At 62.1% G+C, this 13,637-nt stretch carries 14 protein-coding genes; 8 read left to right on the top strand and 6 right to left on the bottom strand.

Annotated features, from left to right (window positions below):
* Window positions 1-97: 97 nt before the first annotated feature.
* Entirely contained in the window at window positions 98-490 is a 393-nt protein-coding gene (locus GL284_RS05730) for an ArsR/SmtB family transcription factor (RefSeq protein WP_080620527.1), read from the bottom strand.
* A gap of 342 nt (window positions 491-832) precedes the next feature.
* Here GL284_RS05730 and GL284_RS05725 point away from each other — a divergent pair, with 342 nt between their 5' ends.
* Window positions 833-1,099, top strand: a complete 267-nt coding sequence (locus GL284_RS05725) for a glutaredoxin family protein (RefSeq protein ID WP_155043644.1) — start codon at window positions 833-835, stop codon at window positions 1,097-1,099.
* Complete coding sequence (locus tag GL284_RS05720; protein ID WP_080622751.1) at window positions 1,099-2,115, top strand: 2Fe-2S iron-sulfur cluster-binding protein; 1,017 nt, start codon at window positions 1,099-1,101, stop codon at window positions 2,113-2,115. The genes GL284_RS05725 and GL284_RS05720 overlap by 1 nt, the downstream gene beginning before the upstream one ends.
* Window positions 2,116-2,187: 72 nt before the next feature.
* On the opposite strand, the gene GL284_RS05715 is transcribed toward GL284_RS05720, so the two are convergent.
* The 4 genes from GL284_RS05715 to GL284_RS05700 all read right to left on the bottom strand — a co-directional run bounded on the left by GL284_RS05715 (window position 2,188) and on the right by GL284_RS05700 (window position 4,787).
* A complete protein-coding gene (locus GL284_RS05715; RefSeq protein ID WP_155043643.1) occupies window positions 2,188-3,639 on the bottom strand; it encodes a multicopper oxidase family protein in 1,452 nt (483 codons plus the stop codon).
* Window positions 3,640-3,675: 36 nt separating this feature from the next.
* Window positions 3,676-4,065, bottom strand: a complete 390-nt coding sequence (locus tag GL284_RS05710; protein WP_155043642.1) for a hypothetical protein — start codon at window positions 4,063-4,065, stop codon at window positions 3,676-3,678.
* Window positions 4,066-4,185: 120 nt separating this feature from the next.
* A complete protein-coding gene (copM, locus tag GL284_RS05705) occupies window positions 4,186-4,578 on the bottom strand; it encodes a CopM family metallochaperone (protein ID WP_080620524.1) in 393 nt (130 codons plus the stop codon).
* Between the two features lie 14 nt (window positions 4,579-4,592).
* On the bottom strand, window positions 4,593-4,787 hold the full coding sequence (locus GL284_RS05700; RefSeq protein WP_080620523.1) for a heavy-metal-associated domain-containing protein: 195 nt from the start codon (window positions 4,785-4,787) through the stop codon (window positions 4,593-4,595).
* 164 nt (window positions 4,788-4,951) lie between these two features.
* Between GL284_RS05700 and GL284_RS05695 the strand changes: the two genes are divergently transcribed.
* On the top strand, window positions 4,952-7,681 hold the full coding sequence (locus GL284_RS05695; RefSeq protein ID WP_230382921.1) for a heavy metal translocating P-type ATPase: 2,730 nt from the start codon (window positions 4,952-4,954) through the stop codon (window positions 7,679-7,681).
* Between the two features lie 61 nt (window positions 7,682-7,742).
* Entirely contained in the window at window positions 7,743-8,192 is a 450-nt protein-coding gene (gene cueR, locus GL284_RS05690; RefSeq protein ID WP_080620522.1) for a Cu(I)-responsive transcriptional regulator, read from the top strand.
* Between the two features lie 90 nt (window positions 8,193-8,282).
* Here the strand turns inward: cueR and GL284_RS05685 are convergent, their stop codons facing one another.
* Complete coding sequence (locus GL284_RS05685; RefSeq protein ID WP_080622749.1) at window positions 8,283-9,467, bottom strand: MFS transporter; 1,185 nt, start codon at window positions 9,465-9,467, stop codon at window positions 8,283-8,285.
* Between the two features lie 116 nt (window positions 9,468-9,583).
* On the opposite strand from GL284_RS05685, the gene GL284_RS05680 reads away from it, so the two are divergent.
* From GL284_RS05680 to GL284_RS05665, 4 genes are all read left to right on the top strand, one after another.
* The gene (locus GL284_RS05680) at window positions 9,584-9,859 is read left to right on the top strand and encodes a metal-sensitive transcriptional regulator (protein WP_064790834.1); all 276 of its coding nucleotides are present in this window, start codon (window positions 9,584-9,586) and stop codon (window positions 9,857-9,859) included.
* Between the two features lie 17 nt (window positions 9,860-9,876).
* Window positions 9,877-10,638, top strand: coding sequence for a MauE/DoxX family redox-associated membrane protein (locus GL284_RS05675; RefSeq protein WP_080620521.1), 762 nt, complete (start codon window positions 9,877-9,879; stop codon window positions 10,636-10,638).
* Between the two features lie 21 nt (window positions 10,639-10,659).
* The gene (locus GL284_RS05670) at window positions 10,660-11,163 is read left to right on the top strand and encodes a DUF305 domain-containing protein (RefSeq protein ID WP_080620520.1); all 504 of its coding nucleotides are present in this window, start codon (window positions 10,660-10,662) and stop codon (window positions 11,161-11,163) included.
* Between the two features lie 65 nt (window positions 11,164-11,228).
* Window positions 11,229-13,625: a heavy metal translocating P-type ATPase gene (locus GL284_RS05665; RefSeq protein ID WP_089389385.1), complete on the top strand. Its 2,397-nt coding sequence runs from the start codon at window positions 11,229-11,231 to the stop codon at window positions 13,623-13,625.
* Window positions 13,626-13,637 lie beyond the last annotated feature (12 nt).

Here is a 13,637-nt window from a genome sequence, read left to right as displayed (position 1 = left end):
GCGTGCGCAGGCCCCGCATGGCCACGAAAGGAGTCAATACCACGATTGAACAACTATTCAAGCGTATGTTGATAGTATCGGCTTTCGCGGTTTCAGATCACTCCTCGGCGTGATCCTCGGAGATGTGCGTCGCCATGTCGTGGAGAACCTGACGGACATGCTCGTCGGCGATCTCGTAAAAGATCTGCTTGGCCTGGCGCTCGCCCTTGACGAGACGGGCACCGCGCAGCAGGCGCAGATGATGGCTGACCAGGGATAGGGACAGGTCGATTTTCTCCGCGATCTCGCCGACCGAAATCGGACCGGGCATGCAGCTCAGGAGGATTTTCAGCCGTGAAGGATCGCCGAGAAGCCGGAAGGTTTCCGCCAGGATCGTCACCTCGTTCTGCGAGAGCGAGGAATGGTCGAGGTGGCTGCGTGTCTCTGTTGCGCTCGGGGTTGCGGCCTCGGCCTGCTTTTCGACCCGTAGTTTCGGTTTACCGGCAGTCATCAGCGATTTTCACCTGTGTCTTGAGGCGGTTCACGCCCGTTTGATGGCAACGTGTCGGCCACGTCGATTTGTCTCGTCCAATCTACCGGAAGGCTGCGCGATCTCAATGCGCAACAGGCCCGATACTTCCCGATCAGCGAGTCGGAGCGATCGTAGCCGGCACCACGTCAGTCTTCATCTGCTGATGTCGTCCTGCGCTTCGGAAATTTCGACCCCGGAGCAAGAACAGCCTTGACCTTACAAGCGCTGGAAGCCGCACGCTGACGGCAATCCACTCTTCCGGGAGGCCGTTTGACGGTCTGCCGGAAGCCAATCCACGTCTAAAGCAAGAAGGGCAAGGACATGCCAGAAGCCAACACGCCACACATCCTCATCTATACGACGCCGACCTGCCCGGACTGCCATGCACTCAAGCGTTGGCTGGCCCAGCAGGGTCTCGCCTATGAGGAGCGTGACCTGACCGACCCCAAGATCGCCGAGGAGGCACAGGCACGCACGGGTGTCAGGGTCGCTCCTATTACAATCGTAGGGTCGGAAGTTTTCTACGGAACCTTCCCAAGCCAGAAGCCGGGACTCGTCAAGGCTCTAGGTTTGACCGGGAGTGCATGATGACGACCAGGTTCGTTGATATTCGGCAGGCACGGGTCAGTCTGGAGGTCCAGGAGGGACAAACCATCCTCGACGCAGCACTTGCCGCAGGCATACCTTATCCCCACGGCTGCCGTTCCGGCCGCTGCGGCTCGTGCAAGTCACGTCTGATCGAGGGCGAGGTGGAACTGCTCCAGCATTCTCGCTTCGCCCTCAGCGAGGAAGAGAAGGCCGACGGCCTGATCCTGGCATGCCGCGCGGTGCCGCAGACCGATGCGGCTGTCGCCTGGCTTGGCAGCGATGACGATGATGCGGTTGAGGCTCCTCGACGGGTGGAGGCCATCGTGTCCGGCCTCGATGACCTTACCCACGACATCAAACTGGTGCGAATCTCGCCTGTGGATGGCTCCCCGTTGCTCTTCACGGCCGGACAGTATGCCCAGGTCGGATTCGATGGTGTGCCCGCGCGCAGCTACTCCATGGCCAATCGTCACGGCGACGACAGCCTCGAATTTCACATTCGCAAGGTTCCGGGCGGCGTCACCTCGCAGCACGTCCATGAGGCACTGAAGGCCGGTGACAAGCTGACGCTCGAATTTCCACTAGGCTCCTCCTATCTGCGCCAGCATCATTCCGGCCCGATCCTGTGCATCGCCGGCGGTTCCGGTCTGGCGCCGATCAAGTCGATCGTGGAAACAGCCCTTGCGCACGGCATGAAGCAGCCGATCCATGTCTACTTCGGCGCACGCGGCGCGCGTGATCTCTATCTCGTCGAGCATTTCGAGACCCTGGCGGACCGCCACAACAATCTCAGCTTTACGGCTGTCTTGTCCGATACACAGGTAGCCCCCCATCGGCACGGGTTCGTGACCGACGCGGTGGCCGAGGATCTCGCGGACTTCGACGGGTGGAAAGCCTATGTCGCAGGCCCGCCCCCGATGGTTGATGCGGCGATGGCAATGGCATTTGCGCGCGGGCTGCGACCCGAGGACATGCACGCCGACGTTTTCTTCACGCCCGAAGGGCAGGAAGGCTAGTCGCCTCGTTCAATGAAATCAGGCGAGAGCCTGCGCTGCGAGGAATCGCGGCGCAGGCTTTTTTCATTCATTTCAGGCGGATATGCTGAGCTCGGTCATCATGCCGGTCTGGAGATGCGGCATATGATGGCAGTGCAGCATCCAGCGCGCCGCCTCTCCGGCGTCGAGCGCGACGGTCACCATGGCCATCGGAGGAACATAAACGGTGTCGCGCCGTGCCCCATCGAAGCGCTTGCCGTTGATGTCCACGACCTGGAAGACATGGCCGTGCAGATGCATCGGATGCCCCATCATCGACATATTGTGAAACATGATCTCGACCCGCTCGCCCGTCTTTGCAAGGAGGGGCTTGTGATCTCCCCAGACCTTGCCGTCGATGGTCCAGACATAGGGCTGCATCGAGCCGCCCAGCATAACCATGTGGCTGCGCTGTGGCGCACGCGAGGGAAGGCCGTCCGAGGCGCGCAGCTTCAGCTCTTGCGACAGGTCGATGTCGAACGCAGGCGCATCCGCTTCGCCAAGCGCCGGGATCTTCTCAATGGTCGCGCCGGGCGTGGCGAGGATCAACCCCGTGCGCTCCTTCGACCCCTCGCGCGACGCAAGCACGGGCCACGCCCCTTCACCGGCAAGCTCCAGATCCAGATCGAGGCGTTGGCCCATGGCGATACCGAAACGACTGCCTTCGAGGCCCGCGATGGCATGGCCGTCGACTGCCACGAGTCTCGCAGACAGCCCACCCGTATCGATCCAGAAAACAGTGGCCGAGGCGCCGTTGATCACCCGCAGCTTTACCCGTCCGCCCTTCTCGACCATGATGATCTCCGGGTCGGACAAGGTGCGGTCGTTGGTCAGGTAGGCGTCCCAATTGTAGTCATTCAGATCCATGGCCATGCCCTGCATCGAGGACATATCCATCTGCATGCCTGAATGGTCCATCGAGGCGCCGGGGGCGGCGTGGCCTCCCATGGCGCTCATATCGTGGCCGCCGCCGTGCCCGCCGGTGATCTCCTGCATGACCTCTTCGGGCGCCTTGAACGAGAAGTCATGGAGAAACATCACGACTTCCTGGCGGTCGGCCGCCACGTCTTCGGCGCTGCGCACGATCAGCGGCGCGGCGAGCAGGTTCATCTCCTGGAGCGGGATGTGCGCGTGCATCCAGTATGTGCCGGGGAGCGGCTCGTAGTCATAGGAGCGCGTTTCGTCGGGTTGCAGCATCGGCTGTGGCAGATCCGGGACGCCATCCTGCTCGTTGGGCGGGATCTGGCCATGCCAATGGATGAGGGTCGGAACATCCAGGCGATTGGTAAGACTGGCGCGAAAGCGTTGGCCTGGATTGAGAACCAATCCCTGTCCACTCGGGCCTTCCAAGCCGAAGACTATGGCGGCGCGTCCATTGACGTCCAGCACCCGTGTCGCGGCGCTGAGCGATATGGCGTTTTGCGCCATGGCAAAGCGCGGTAGAGCTGCTGTGGACAACGTGGCAGCGCTTGCGGCAAGAAAGCCGCGTCGTGAAATAAGTGTCATTTTCGGTCTCCTGGGAGAACTATGCTCCCTCTGAGTTCAGATCGGCGTGCGCTTATGCAGCCACTGGTTTTCAGCGAGACTGGGATTGGGAGGGCGTTCATTCCGTTCGGGGCCGAGACCGGCGAGGTTCGTCGTCTCCGGTAGTGCCCAACGCGCCGAGGTAGGCTGAATCGCATTTCCGGGCTGGTCAGACACGAACCAAGAGCCCATGCCAGAGCATACGAAGTAGCAGAAGCCATCGCTTCCGGAACAGATTCGATCTTCCTGACATGCCTCGGGAGAGGAGTATGCGGTGCGATGCGGCGCTTCGTGTTTTGAGGCGATCGTTTGGGAGACGGTGGCCATGCGGGCGCCGTGCGCCGGCACAGCCAACGCCACCGTGACGAAGGAGAAGATCATCAGCACTGCGATGAACAGACGACGCATCGGCGTCAAAACTCCTTGTCAGACAACATTCCGCGCATCCTTGGCTGGATGAATCTTATATGTCGCAACCGCCGCCGCGCATCATTGCTGACGCACCGCGGCGGTTCCTACATATCAAAATCACTGGCCGCGCGCGGCGAGCCATTCCCGCATCATAGCGATCTCACCTTCTTGGGCCGAGATCACCTCCTCGGCGAGTTTGCGGACCTCGGGGTCAGTGCCGTATTGCAGCACGATCCGCGCCATGTCGATCGCGCCCTGGTGGTGCGGGATCATGCCGCGCATGAAGTCGATGTCGGCGTCGCCGGTGAAGTCGACTGTCATGTCGGCGTGCATACGGTTATTGGCTTCGATGTAAGCCTGCGTGGATGGGTTGTCGGAGGCCGGCATCGAATGCCCCGGCATGTCGTGGCCTTGCATGGTGGTATCCGTGTTCAGTTGGCTTTGTGCGATGGCGAGGCCGGCGCTGATGGCGAGTGCGCCGCCAATGAAAATCGGGGTCAGCTTGTGCATGATCTTGCTCCTGTTCACTTCACGGTCGCCGGATAGCCAGCCTCTTCGAGAACCTGCCGAAGGGCTGCCGGGGTTGCGGTCGTCTCGACCTTGACCATCCGCTGGGCGGGGTTGGTATCGATCTTGGCGGTCGGATCGACCGACTGGATCGCCTTGGTGACGGACTTGGCGCAACCGCCGCAGGTCATGCCTTCGATCTTGAGTTCCATGAGCTTTCTCCTTTGGGTTCGGTTCTCATGGTCCTCAAGTTGGGGTTTCCAACGATGGTAAGGTCAAGAGGAAACGAAAAGGAATTTTTACCCTTGACCTTCCCATCGTTGGAAGGAGCATATCAGTGTCCGAACTCGAATTCTGACTTAGAAAGGAGGCGGCAATGGATGCCCCTGTTCGAGCTGCGGACAAGATGAATGCAGCAATTTCCCTGCCTATCGAGGGCATGACCTGCGCATCCTGCGTCGGCCGTGTCGAGAGAGCCCTGAAGGCCGTCCCCGGCGTCGCCAACGCGGTCGTCAATCTGGCGACCGAGAAGGCCAGCATCACGACGAACGACACGGTTGATCGCATAGCGCTCGTCAAGGCGGTCGAAAATGCTGGCTATGAAGTGCCGGCCAGCTTCAGTGCGCCGAAAGCTGCCCTCCTTGAAGTGCCGATCGAAGGCATGACCTGCGCTTCTTGTGTGGGGCGGGTGGAAAAGGCCCTCAAGGCCATCCCCGGCGTTGCCAATGCCGTGGTCAACCTCGCTACCGAGAAAGCCAGCATCACGACGAGCGGCCCGGTGGACCGAGCGGTCGTCGTGAAGGCCGTGGAGGACGCAGGCTACGCGGTTTCGGCAAGTTTCACCGCGCCGGCGCCGGCTTCGCTTGAGGTCGCGATCGAGGGCATGACCTGCGCCTCCTGCGTGGGACGTGTCGAAAAGGCGCTCAAGGCCGTGCCGGGCGTCACCAACGCCGTCGTCAACCTCGCCACCGAGAAGGCCACCGTCCAGGGAACCGCCGATGCTGCGGCCATCGTCGCGGCAATCGCGAACGCGGGCTACGAGGCCAAGGTGATCGCGGCGGCGACCGGGGCGGGCCAGGCCGAGGTCGATGACCGCGCCGAGAAGAAGGAAGCCGAACGCCGTGAGCTGACCCGCGATTTCACCATCGCGGCGGTTCTGACCGCGCCGGTCTTCATCCTGGAGATGGGGTCGCACCTCATTCCGGGCGCGCACGACATGATCGCCGCGACCATCGGCATGCAGAACAGTTGGTATCTTCAGTTCGTGCTGACGACGCTGGTGCTGTTCGTGCCCGGCATCCGCTTCTACGACAAGGGCCTCCCGGCGCTCTGGCGGCTGGCTCCCGACATGAACTCGCTGGTCGCCGTCGGCTCGCTGGCCGCCTACCTCTATTCGCTGGTGGCGACCTTCGCGCCGGGCTTCCTGCCCGCTGGGACGGTGAACGTCTATTATGAAGCCGCCGCGGTTATCGTCACCCTGATCCTGCTCGGCCGGTTGCTCGAGGCCCGCGCCAAGGGGCGCACTTCGGAAGCGATCAAGCGGCTGGTCGGACTTCAGGCCAAGACCGCGCGTGTCCGCCGCGACGGCAAGACGGTCGATCTGCCGATCGATTCGGTGCTGTCCGGCGACATCGTGGAGGTCCGCCCCGGCGACCGTATCCCGGTCGATGGTGAAGTCATCGAGGGCGAAAGCTATGTCGACGAGTCGATGATCACCGGCGAACCGATCCCGGTGTCCAAGACGAGCGGCAGCGAGGTCGTGGCCGGAACCGTGAACCAGAAGGGCGCCTTCGCGATCCGGGCCACGGCGGTCGGCGGCAACACGGTGCTGTCGCAGATCATCCGCATGGTCGAGGAAGCACAAGGGTCGAAGCTGCCGATCCAGGCGCTGGTCGACAAGGTGACGATGTATTTCGTGCCGGCGGTCTTCGCCGTCGCCGCCCTCACCTTCGCTGCATGGCTCTATTTCGGCCCGTCGCCTGCGTTGACCTTCGCGCTGGTCAATGCCGTCGCCGTGCTGATCATCGCCTGCCCCTGCGCCATGGGTCTGGCAACGCCGACCTCGATCATGGTCGGCACCGGCCGGGGCGCGGAGCTGGGCGTGCTGTTCCGCAAGGGTGAAGCGTTGCAACTGCTGAAGGATGCCAAGGTGGTGGCCGTCGACAAGACCGGCACGCTGACCGAAGGCAAGCCGGCGCTGACCGACCTCGAACTGGCCGCCGGCTTCGACCGGACGACGGTGCTGGGCCTGGTCGCAGCCGTCGAAGCCAAGTCGGAACACCCGATTGCCCGCGCCATCGTGGATGCGGCCGAGGCGGAAGGCATTGCACTGCCCGCCGTGTCGGACTTCGAGTCGGTGACCGGCTTCGGCGTGAAGGCCGTGGTCGACGGCAAGCGCATCGAGATCGGCGCGGATCGCTACATGGTCGAGCTTGGCCATGACGTGGCGGGCTTCGCCCAGGTTGCCGAACGTCTGGGCAACGAGGGCAAGTCGCCGCTCTATGCGGCGATCGACGGCAAGCTGGCGACGATCATCGCCGTGGCCGACCCGATCAAGGAGACGACGCCGGCGGCGATCAAGGCGCTGCACGACCTCGGCCTGAAGGTCGCGATGATCACCGGCGACAACAAGCGCACGGCCAAGGCCATCGCGGCTCGCCTGGGCATCGACGAGGTGGTGGCGGAGGTGCTGCCGGACGGCAAGGTCGACTCGATCCGCCGGCTCAAGGCCGAGCATGGCAAGGTCGCCTTCGTCGGCGACGGCATCAACGACGCTCCGGCGCTGGCCGAGGCGGATGTGGGTCTCGCCATCGGCACGGGCACGGACATCGCCATCGAGGCGGCGGACGTGGTGCTGATGTCGGGCAGCCTGACCGGGGTGCCGAACGCCATCGCGCTGTCCAAGGCGACGATCGGCAATATCCGGCAGAACCTGTTCTGGGCCTTCGCCTACAACACGGCCCTGATCCCGGTCGCCGCGGGTGCGCTCTATCCGGCCTACGGCATCCTCTTGTCGCCGGTCTTTGCCGCCGGCGCCATGGCCCTGTCGAGCGTCTTCGTCCTCGGCAATGCGCTCCGGCTCAAGACCTTCAAGGTCCAGGGCTGATGAAACCAGACAGCCGATCCTATATTTAGGGTCGGCTGTCCTTACATATGGGAGATTGTTCATGAACATCGGACAGGCAGCAAAGGCATCGGGCGTTTCGGCCAAGATGATCCGCTACTACGAGCAGACAGGTCTCATCCCGGCTGCTGATCGGAAGGACTCCGGCTACCGCGATTATTCGGCTACCGATGTCCACATGCTGCGCTTCATCCGGCGCGCGCGCGACCTCGGTTTTTCGGTGGCCGAGATCGGCGACCTGCTCAACCTCTGGCGCGACGAGACGCGACAGAGCGCAGAAGTGAAGCGCTTGGCGCAGGGCCATATCGACGCGCTGGAGAGGAAGATCGCGGATATGCAGGACATGGCCCACACGCTCACCATGCTGGTGAACGCCTGCCAAGGGGATCATCGGCCGCATTGCCCGATCCTACAGCGCCTTGAGACCGATCAGGACGATGAAGATCTTTCGATCCGGCCTCGGTCCGGCGCGGTCAATCGCTCGCTGCAATAACCGCATGCCCAAGCAGCCTTTCGGCTGCGAGGGCGCAGAGCGAGGACCTGACCCGGTGCGTCCCCGCCAAAATGGCGGGGACATTGCGTTTCAGGCTTGCGGTTTGCGTGCCGCTTGCCAGAGCAACGGCACGAGGATCAAGGCGACCGGCGGAAACAATAGCCAGTTGATTGCCGCCCAGCCCGAGTTGTGCAGGACGCTGCCTGCCAGAAACGAGACGGCGGCGGTCGTGCCGAAGACCATGAAGTCGTTTGCGCCCTGCGCCTTGGCGCGCTCGCCCGGCGTATGGCAGTCTGTGACCATCGCCGTCGCTCCGATGAAGCTGAAATTCCAGCCGATGCCCATGATGGCCAGAGACCCCCAGAAATTGATTAGCTCAAGCCCGGCCAGCGCGACGATGGCCGAGACGGCGATGAGCAGCATCCCCGCCGCCGTCACACGCTCCTTGCCGAAGCGTGTCATGAGGCGGCCGGTGACGAAGCTCGGCGCGAACATCGCCAGTAGATGCCACTGGATTCCGAGTGCTGCGCTGTCGACCGAATGGCCGGTATTGACCATCGCGATCGGTGCGGCCGTCATGACGAAAGCCATGAGGCCGTAGGAGACGACGCCGGCCGCGACGGCAAGCATGTAGCGGGGCATCATCAGGATCTGGATCAGGGAACGGCCGGAGCTTTCCGACGCGGATTGCGAAGCGGATTGCGGCGTGCGCAGCATCAACAGAATCGGGATCGACAACAACGGAAGCGCCGCCTGGCTGAGGAAGCTGCCGACATAGGGGGTGCCGGGGAAGGAATCGCGTGTCCAGATGACGAGCTGCGGACCGATTACAGCCGCGATCAGCCCACCGACCATCACCCAGGAGATTGCTCGTGCCTTCAAAGCGCCTTCGGCAGCATCGGCGGCAGCGAAGCGATAGCTTTGGACGTAGGAACCGTAGAGACCGGCGGTAAAGCAGCCGACGCAGAACAGTAGGAACGACGATACGAAGATGCCAAACGCCGCGATGAGTCCCGCTGCGAGGCCGAACAACGCGCCGAACAGATAACCGCCACGGCGCCCCCAGGCGCGCATGACGAAGGCGGCGGGCAGCGTGCCGATTGCGAGGCCGAGACCGAAGAGACTGACCGGCAGCGTCACCCATGCGGGGTTGTCGGCAAGCTGCTGGCCGACCAGGCCGCCGAGCGACATGACGATCGGCGCGCTCGATCCTCCGAGCGCCTGCGCGGCAGTAAGGACGGTGATGTTGCGCCGGACAGTTACCGTATCGTCCATTGGACCTCCCACGATTATTTGCTTCGACGTTGACATGCCGGCAAAACTCTTGGGTTTTGCGGGAACCAAACTTTTGCTCTAACGTATATATACCCATACCGGGTAGGGGTAGCTGGATGTGCAACAAAAATTCCAAGCAGATCATCGCGTCGCTCAACCGGATCGCCGGGCAGGTTCGCGGTGTCGGCCAGATGGTCGAGGACGAGCGATACTGCATCGACATTCTCAACCAGATCCACGCGGTTAAAGCCGCGCTCTCCAAGGTGGAGAACCAGGTGTTGCGATCGCATGCCGCCTGCTGCGTCGAGGAGGCGATCGCATCGGGCGATGCAGACCTTCAGCGCGCCAAGTTCAATGAACTGGTGGAGGTGTTCGCGAAAGCGAAACTTTAGATCGAAGGGATCAGACTATGGCGACCCATGCAGCCAAACGCGCCGAACTTCATAGAATGGTGATGGAAAACCATACCTGCCCCTACGGGTTGAAAGCGCTCGATCTGCTCAAGCGGGAAGGCTACGAGGTCGACGATCACCATCTGACGACCCGCGCGGAGACGGACGCCTTCAAGGCAAAGCATGATGTTCAATCGACGCCGCAGACCTTCATAGGCGGCAAGCGGATCGGCGGTTACGATGATCTCGTCCGGTTCTTCGGCGGCAAGGTCGAGGACAAGGATGCCGTTACCTACAAGCCGGTGATCGCGCTGTTCGCGATGGCTGCCCTAATGGCTTTGGCCGCGAGTTGGGCGGCGTTCGGGAACCTCGCGACGGTCCAAGCCGCCGAATGGCTCATCGCCATCGCGATGTGCCTTCTTGCCCTTCAGAAACTGAAGGACGTGGAAGGCTTCGCGACCATGTTCCTGAACTACGACCTTCTGGCGCAGCGATGGGTCCGATATGCCTACATCTATCCCTTCGCGGAGGCGCTCGCCGGCGTCCTGATGATCTCCGGTGCCCTGATGTGGGTGTCGATCCCCGTCGCGCTGTTCATCGGCGGCATCGGCGCGGTCTCGGTGTTCAAGGCGGTCTATATCGACAGGCGCGAGCTGAAATGCGCCTGCGTCGGTGGCGACAGCAACGTGCCGCTCGGCTTCGTGTCGCTCACCGAGAACCTCATGATGATCGGCATGGCGGTCTGGATGATCTTCAAGCCGATGGGCATTGGACACTGACAACCGCGAAAGGACGATCAAATGGCGAGCGACCACACGGCTCATGGCGGGCATTCGGGGAATAGCCACGGCTCCCATGGCCGTCCCTATCTGATGTTCTGGATCAACATGATCCTCGGCCTCATCGTGATGTATGTCGTGATGTTTTCGATGATCGACGGCTGGGGTGACTTCCGGAACAATCTGAACATGCTTTACATGGCGATAACCATGTGGGCGCCGATGGGCATCTTCATGCTGGCGACGATGCCGGGCATGTTTCCGAACCGCAGCGTGAATATTGTCCTCTATGTGCTTTTTGTCGTCCTTACCCTGGGATCATTTTGGGCGACTCGATCCCAAGCCATGATCGATGACCGCCAGTTTATCGACTCGATGATTCCGCATCACTCGGGAGCCATCTTGATGTGCAGAGAGGCCAACCTGTCGGACGCCGAGCTTCTGGCGTTGTGTGAAGAGATTGAGGTCGCCCAGCGTCGCGAGATCGAGCAAATGCAGGCGATTGCTGGCCGGCTGAACGATTAGTCGGGGCTTGGTTCGCATGCGGTGGCAACCTGCATGCGGGTAGATAAGGGAAGCGGAGGCTTACTATGGTTCACGACCATAACCATCATCAAGGCGCCGCCCATGCCCATAACAAGGGGCACGGTGGCGGATCGGGCCATCACACCGCGACTGCGGAGGCAAGCGATACTGTGAAGGACCCCGTTTGTGGGATGTCCGTGGATCCCACAACGGCTAAGCACCGAGCCCAATACCAGGGCGCGACGTATTATTTCTGCTCCGAGAACTGCCAGACCAAGTTCATGGCCGATCCGGGCAAATATGTTGGACCATCGGAACCGACCCAGGCAGCGGTAGTGCCGGAGGGCACGATCTTTACCTGTCCGATGCACCCCCAGATCCGTCAGGTCGGTCCAGGATCATGCCCGATCTGCGGGATGGCGCTGGAACCCGAAATGCCGACGGCCGAAACCGGACCCAGTGCGGAACTGGTCAACATGACTCGACGGTTCTGGGTGGGTGCCGCCCTTTCTGTTCCGGTGGTCTTCCTTGGGATGGGCAGCGAACTTTTCGGCCTGCATCGTTACATTCCTGGCCAGATCAACAACTGGCTGCAACTCATACTGGCGACGCCGGTGGTGCTGTGGGCAGGCTGGCCGTTCTTTCAGCGCGGCTGGGCGTCCGTGGTGAACCGATCGCTCAATATGTTCACGCTCATCGCGATGGGCGTAGGCGTTGCCTGGATTTACTCCGTGGTGGCAACGCTCGCCCCCGACCTGTTCCCGGAAACGGCGCGGATGATGGGAGACACCGTTGCGGTTTACTTCGAGGCGGCCGCGGTGATCACGGTGCTGGCGCTGCTCGGCCAAGTGCTGGAGCTACGCGCGCGCGAACAGACCTCGGGCGCGATACGCGCGCTTCTTGACCTGGCTCCGAAGACAGCCCGACGTATCCGGCCAGATGGCACCGACGAGGAGGTGGCGGTCGAGCATATTGCCGTCGGCGACAAGCTTCGTGTTCGCATGGGCGAGAAAGTTCCGGTGGACGGGACGGTGCTGGAGGGGCGTTCGGCCGTCGATGAATCGATGATTACCGGCGAATCGATGCCGGTCACGAAAGAGCCGGGTGCAAAGCTCATCGCAGGGACCATCAATCAATCTGGCGCTCTGGTCATGGATGCGGCTCGCATTGGTCGCGATACCATGCTTTCGCAGATCGTCCAGATGGTGGCGCAGGCGCAGCGGTCCCGCGCCCCGATCCAGCGCTTAGCAGACCAGGTGTCCGGCTGGTTCGTTCCACTGGTCATCGTTATCGCCTTGATCGCTTTTGTGGCCTGGACCCTTTTTGGCCCGGAACCCCGGTTGAGTTACGGCCTGATTGCGGCTGTTTCTGTTCTCATCATCGCCTGCCCATGCGCCCTTGGCCTTGCAACGCCGATGTCGATCATGGTTGGCGTCGGCAAAGGCGCCAATCTCGGATTGCTGATCAAGAACGCCGAGGCGCTCGAAAGGCTGGAGAAGATCGATACCCTCGTGGTCGACAAGACCGGCACGCTTACGGAGGGGAAACCGGCCGTCACGGCCATCGTTCCGGTCGATGGGCGGAGCGAGACGGAACTTCTTCAAGCCGCGGCGAGCCTTGAACGTGCGAGCGAACATCCGATTGCACAGGCTATTGTCCGTGCCGCGGTGGAGAAGCAGCTCGCACTGTCGGAACCCTCGGACGTCGACTCTCCTGTCGGTCGGGGAGTCTTGGGAACCGTCGCCGGTCAGCGCGTGCTGATCGGTAGCGCCAAGTTTTTGGAGCTGGAAGGCGTTCAGCCGGGCGCAGCGGCGATCGAGGCGGACGTCATTCGCTCACGCGGGGCCACCGCCGTCTTGGTCGCCATCGACGGCCGGCCCGTCGGCGCCATCGGCGTGGCCGATCCCATACGATCCACTACGCCGGCAGCGCTGGAAGCCCTCCGAAAGGACGGCATCCGCGTGGTCATGATGACTGGTGACAATAAGCTCACGGCTCAGGCGGTGGCAAAAGAGCTGGGCATCGCCGATGTGGAGGCCGAGGTGCTTCCAGAACGCAAGAGCGAGGTTGTTACACGTCTTCGCAAGGAAGGCCGTATCGTCGCCATGGCGGGCGATGGGGTGAATGACGCCCCAGCGCTTGCGGCTGCCGATGTCGGCATAGCGATGGGCGGAGGAACGGATGTCGCCATGGAATCCGCGGGAGTCACGCTGCTAGGCGGTGACCTATTGGGGATCGTGAAGGCGCGTCGCCTGTCGGGAGCGACAATGCGCAATATCCGGCAGAACCTGTTCTTCGCATTCTTCTACAACTCGGCAGGCGTGCCGGTGGCGGCCGGGTTACTGTATCCCGTGATGGGGCTGCTGTTGTCACCGGCGCTTGCCGCACTGGCCATGGCGCTCTCTTCGGTCAGCGTCATTGCCAACGCTTTGCGATTGAGAACTACCAAGATCGACATTTAGTGTCACAGGCCA

Origin of the sequence: Paracoccus shanxieyensis, from assembly GCF_009711265.1 — a bacterium.
GTDB lineage: Bacteria > Pseudomonadota > Alphaproteobacteria > Rhodobacterales > Rhodobacteraceae > Paracoccus > Paracoccus shanxieyensis.
The sequence above is the reverse complement of the archived record's forward strand: the minus strand, read 5'-3'. Positions and strand labels throughout refer to the sequence as shown.

What these genes read in the sequence shown, in the direction of transcription:
- GL284_RS05730 (WP_080620527.1), bottom strand. Translation starts at nt 490, where the DNA reads ATGACTGCCGGTAAACCGAAACTACGGGTCGAAAAGCAGGCCGAGGCC.
- GL284_RS05725 (WP_155043644.1), top strand. Translation starts at nt 833, where the DNA reads ATGCCAGAAGCCAACACGCCACACATCCTCATCTATACGACGCCGACC.
- GL284_RS05720 (WP_080622751.1), top strand. Translation starts at nt 1,099, where the DNA reads ATGACGACCAGGTTCGTTGATATTCGGCAGGCACGGGTCAGTCTGGAG.
- GL284_RS05715 (WP_155043643.1), bottom strand. Translation starts at nt 3,639, where the DNA reads ATGACACTTATTTCACGACGCGGCTTTCTTGCCGCAAGCGCTGCCACG.
- GL284_RS05710 (WP_155043642.1), bottom strand. Translation starts at nt 4,065, where the DNA reads ATGCGTCGTCTGTTCATCGCAGTGCTGATGATCTTCTCCTTCGTCACG.
- copM (WP_080620524.1), bottom strand. Translation starts at nt 4,578, where the DNA reads ATGCACAAGCTGACCCCGATTTTCATTGGCGGCGCACTCGCCATCAGC.
- GL284_RS05700 (WP_080620523.1), bottom strand. Translation starts at nt 4,787, where the DNA reads ATGGAACTCAAGATCGAAGGCATGACCTGCGGCGGTTGCGCCAAGTCC.
- GL284_RS05695 (WP_230382921.1), top strand. Translation starts at nt 4,952, where the DNA reads ATGGATGCCCCTGTTCGAGCTGCGGACAAGATGAATGCAGCAATTTCC.
- cueR (WP_080620522.1), top strand. Translation starts at nt 7,743, where the DNA reads ATGAACATCGGACAGGCAGCAAAGGCATCGGGCGTTTCGGCCAAGATG.
- GL284_RS05685 (WP_080622749.1), bottom strand. Translation starts at nt 9,467, where the DNA reads ATGGACGATACGGTAACTGTCCGGCGCAACATCACCGTCCTTACTGCC.
- GL284_RS05680 (WP_064790834.1), top strand. Translation starts at nt 9,584, where the DNA reads ATGTGCAACAAAAATTCCAAGCAGATCATCGCGTCGCTCAACCGGATC.
- GL284_RS05675 (WP_080620521.1), top strand. Translation starts at nt 9,877, where the DNA reads ATGGCGACCCATGCAGCCAAACGCGCCGAACTTCATAGAATGGTGATG.
- GL284_RS05670 (WP_080620520.1), top strand. Translation starts at nt 10,660, where the DNA reads ATGGCGAGCGACCACACGGCTCATGGCGGGCATTCGGGGAATAGCCAC.
- GL284_RS05665 (WP_089389385.1), top strand. Translation starts at nt 11,229, where the DNA reads ATGGTTCACGACCATAACCATCATCAAGGCGCCGCCCATGCCCATAAC.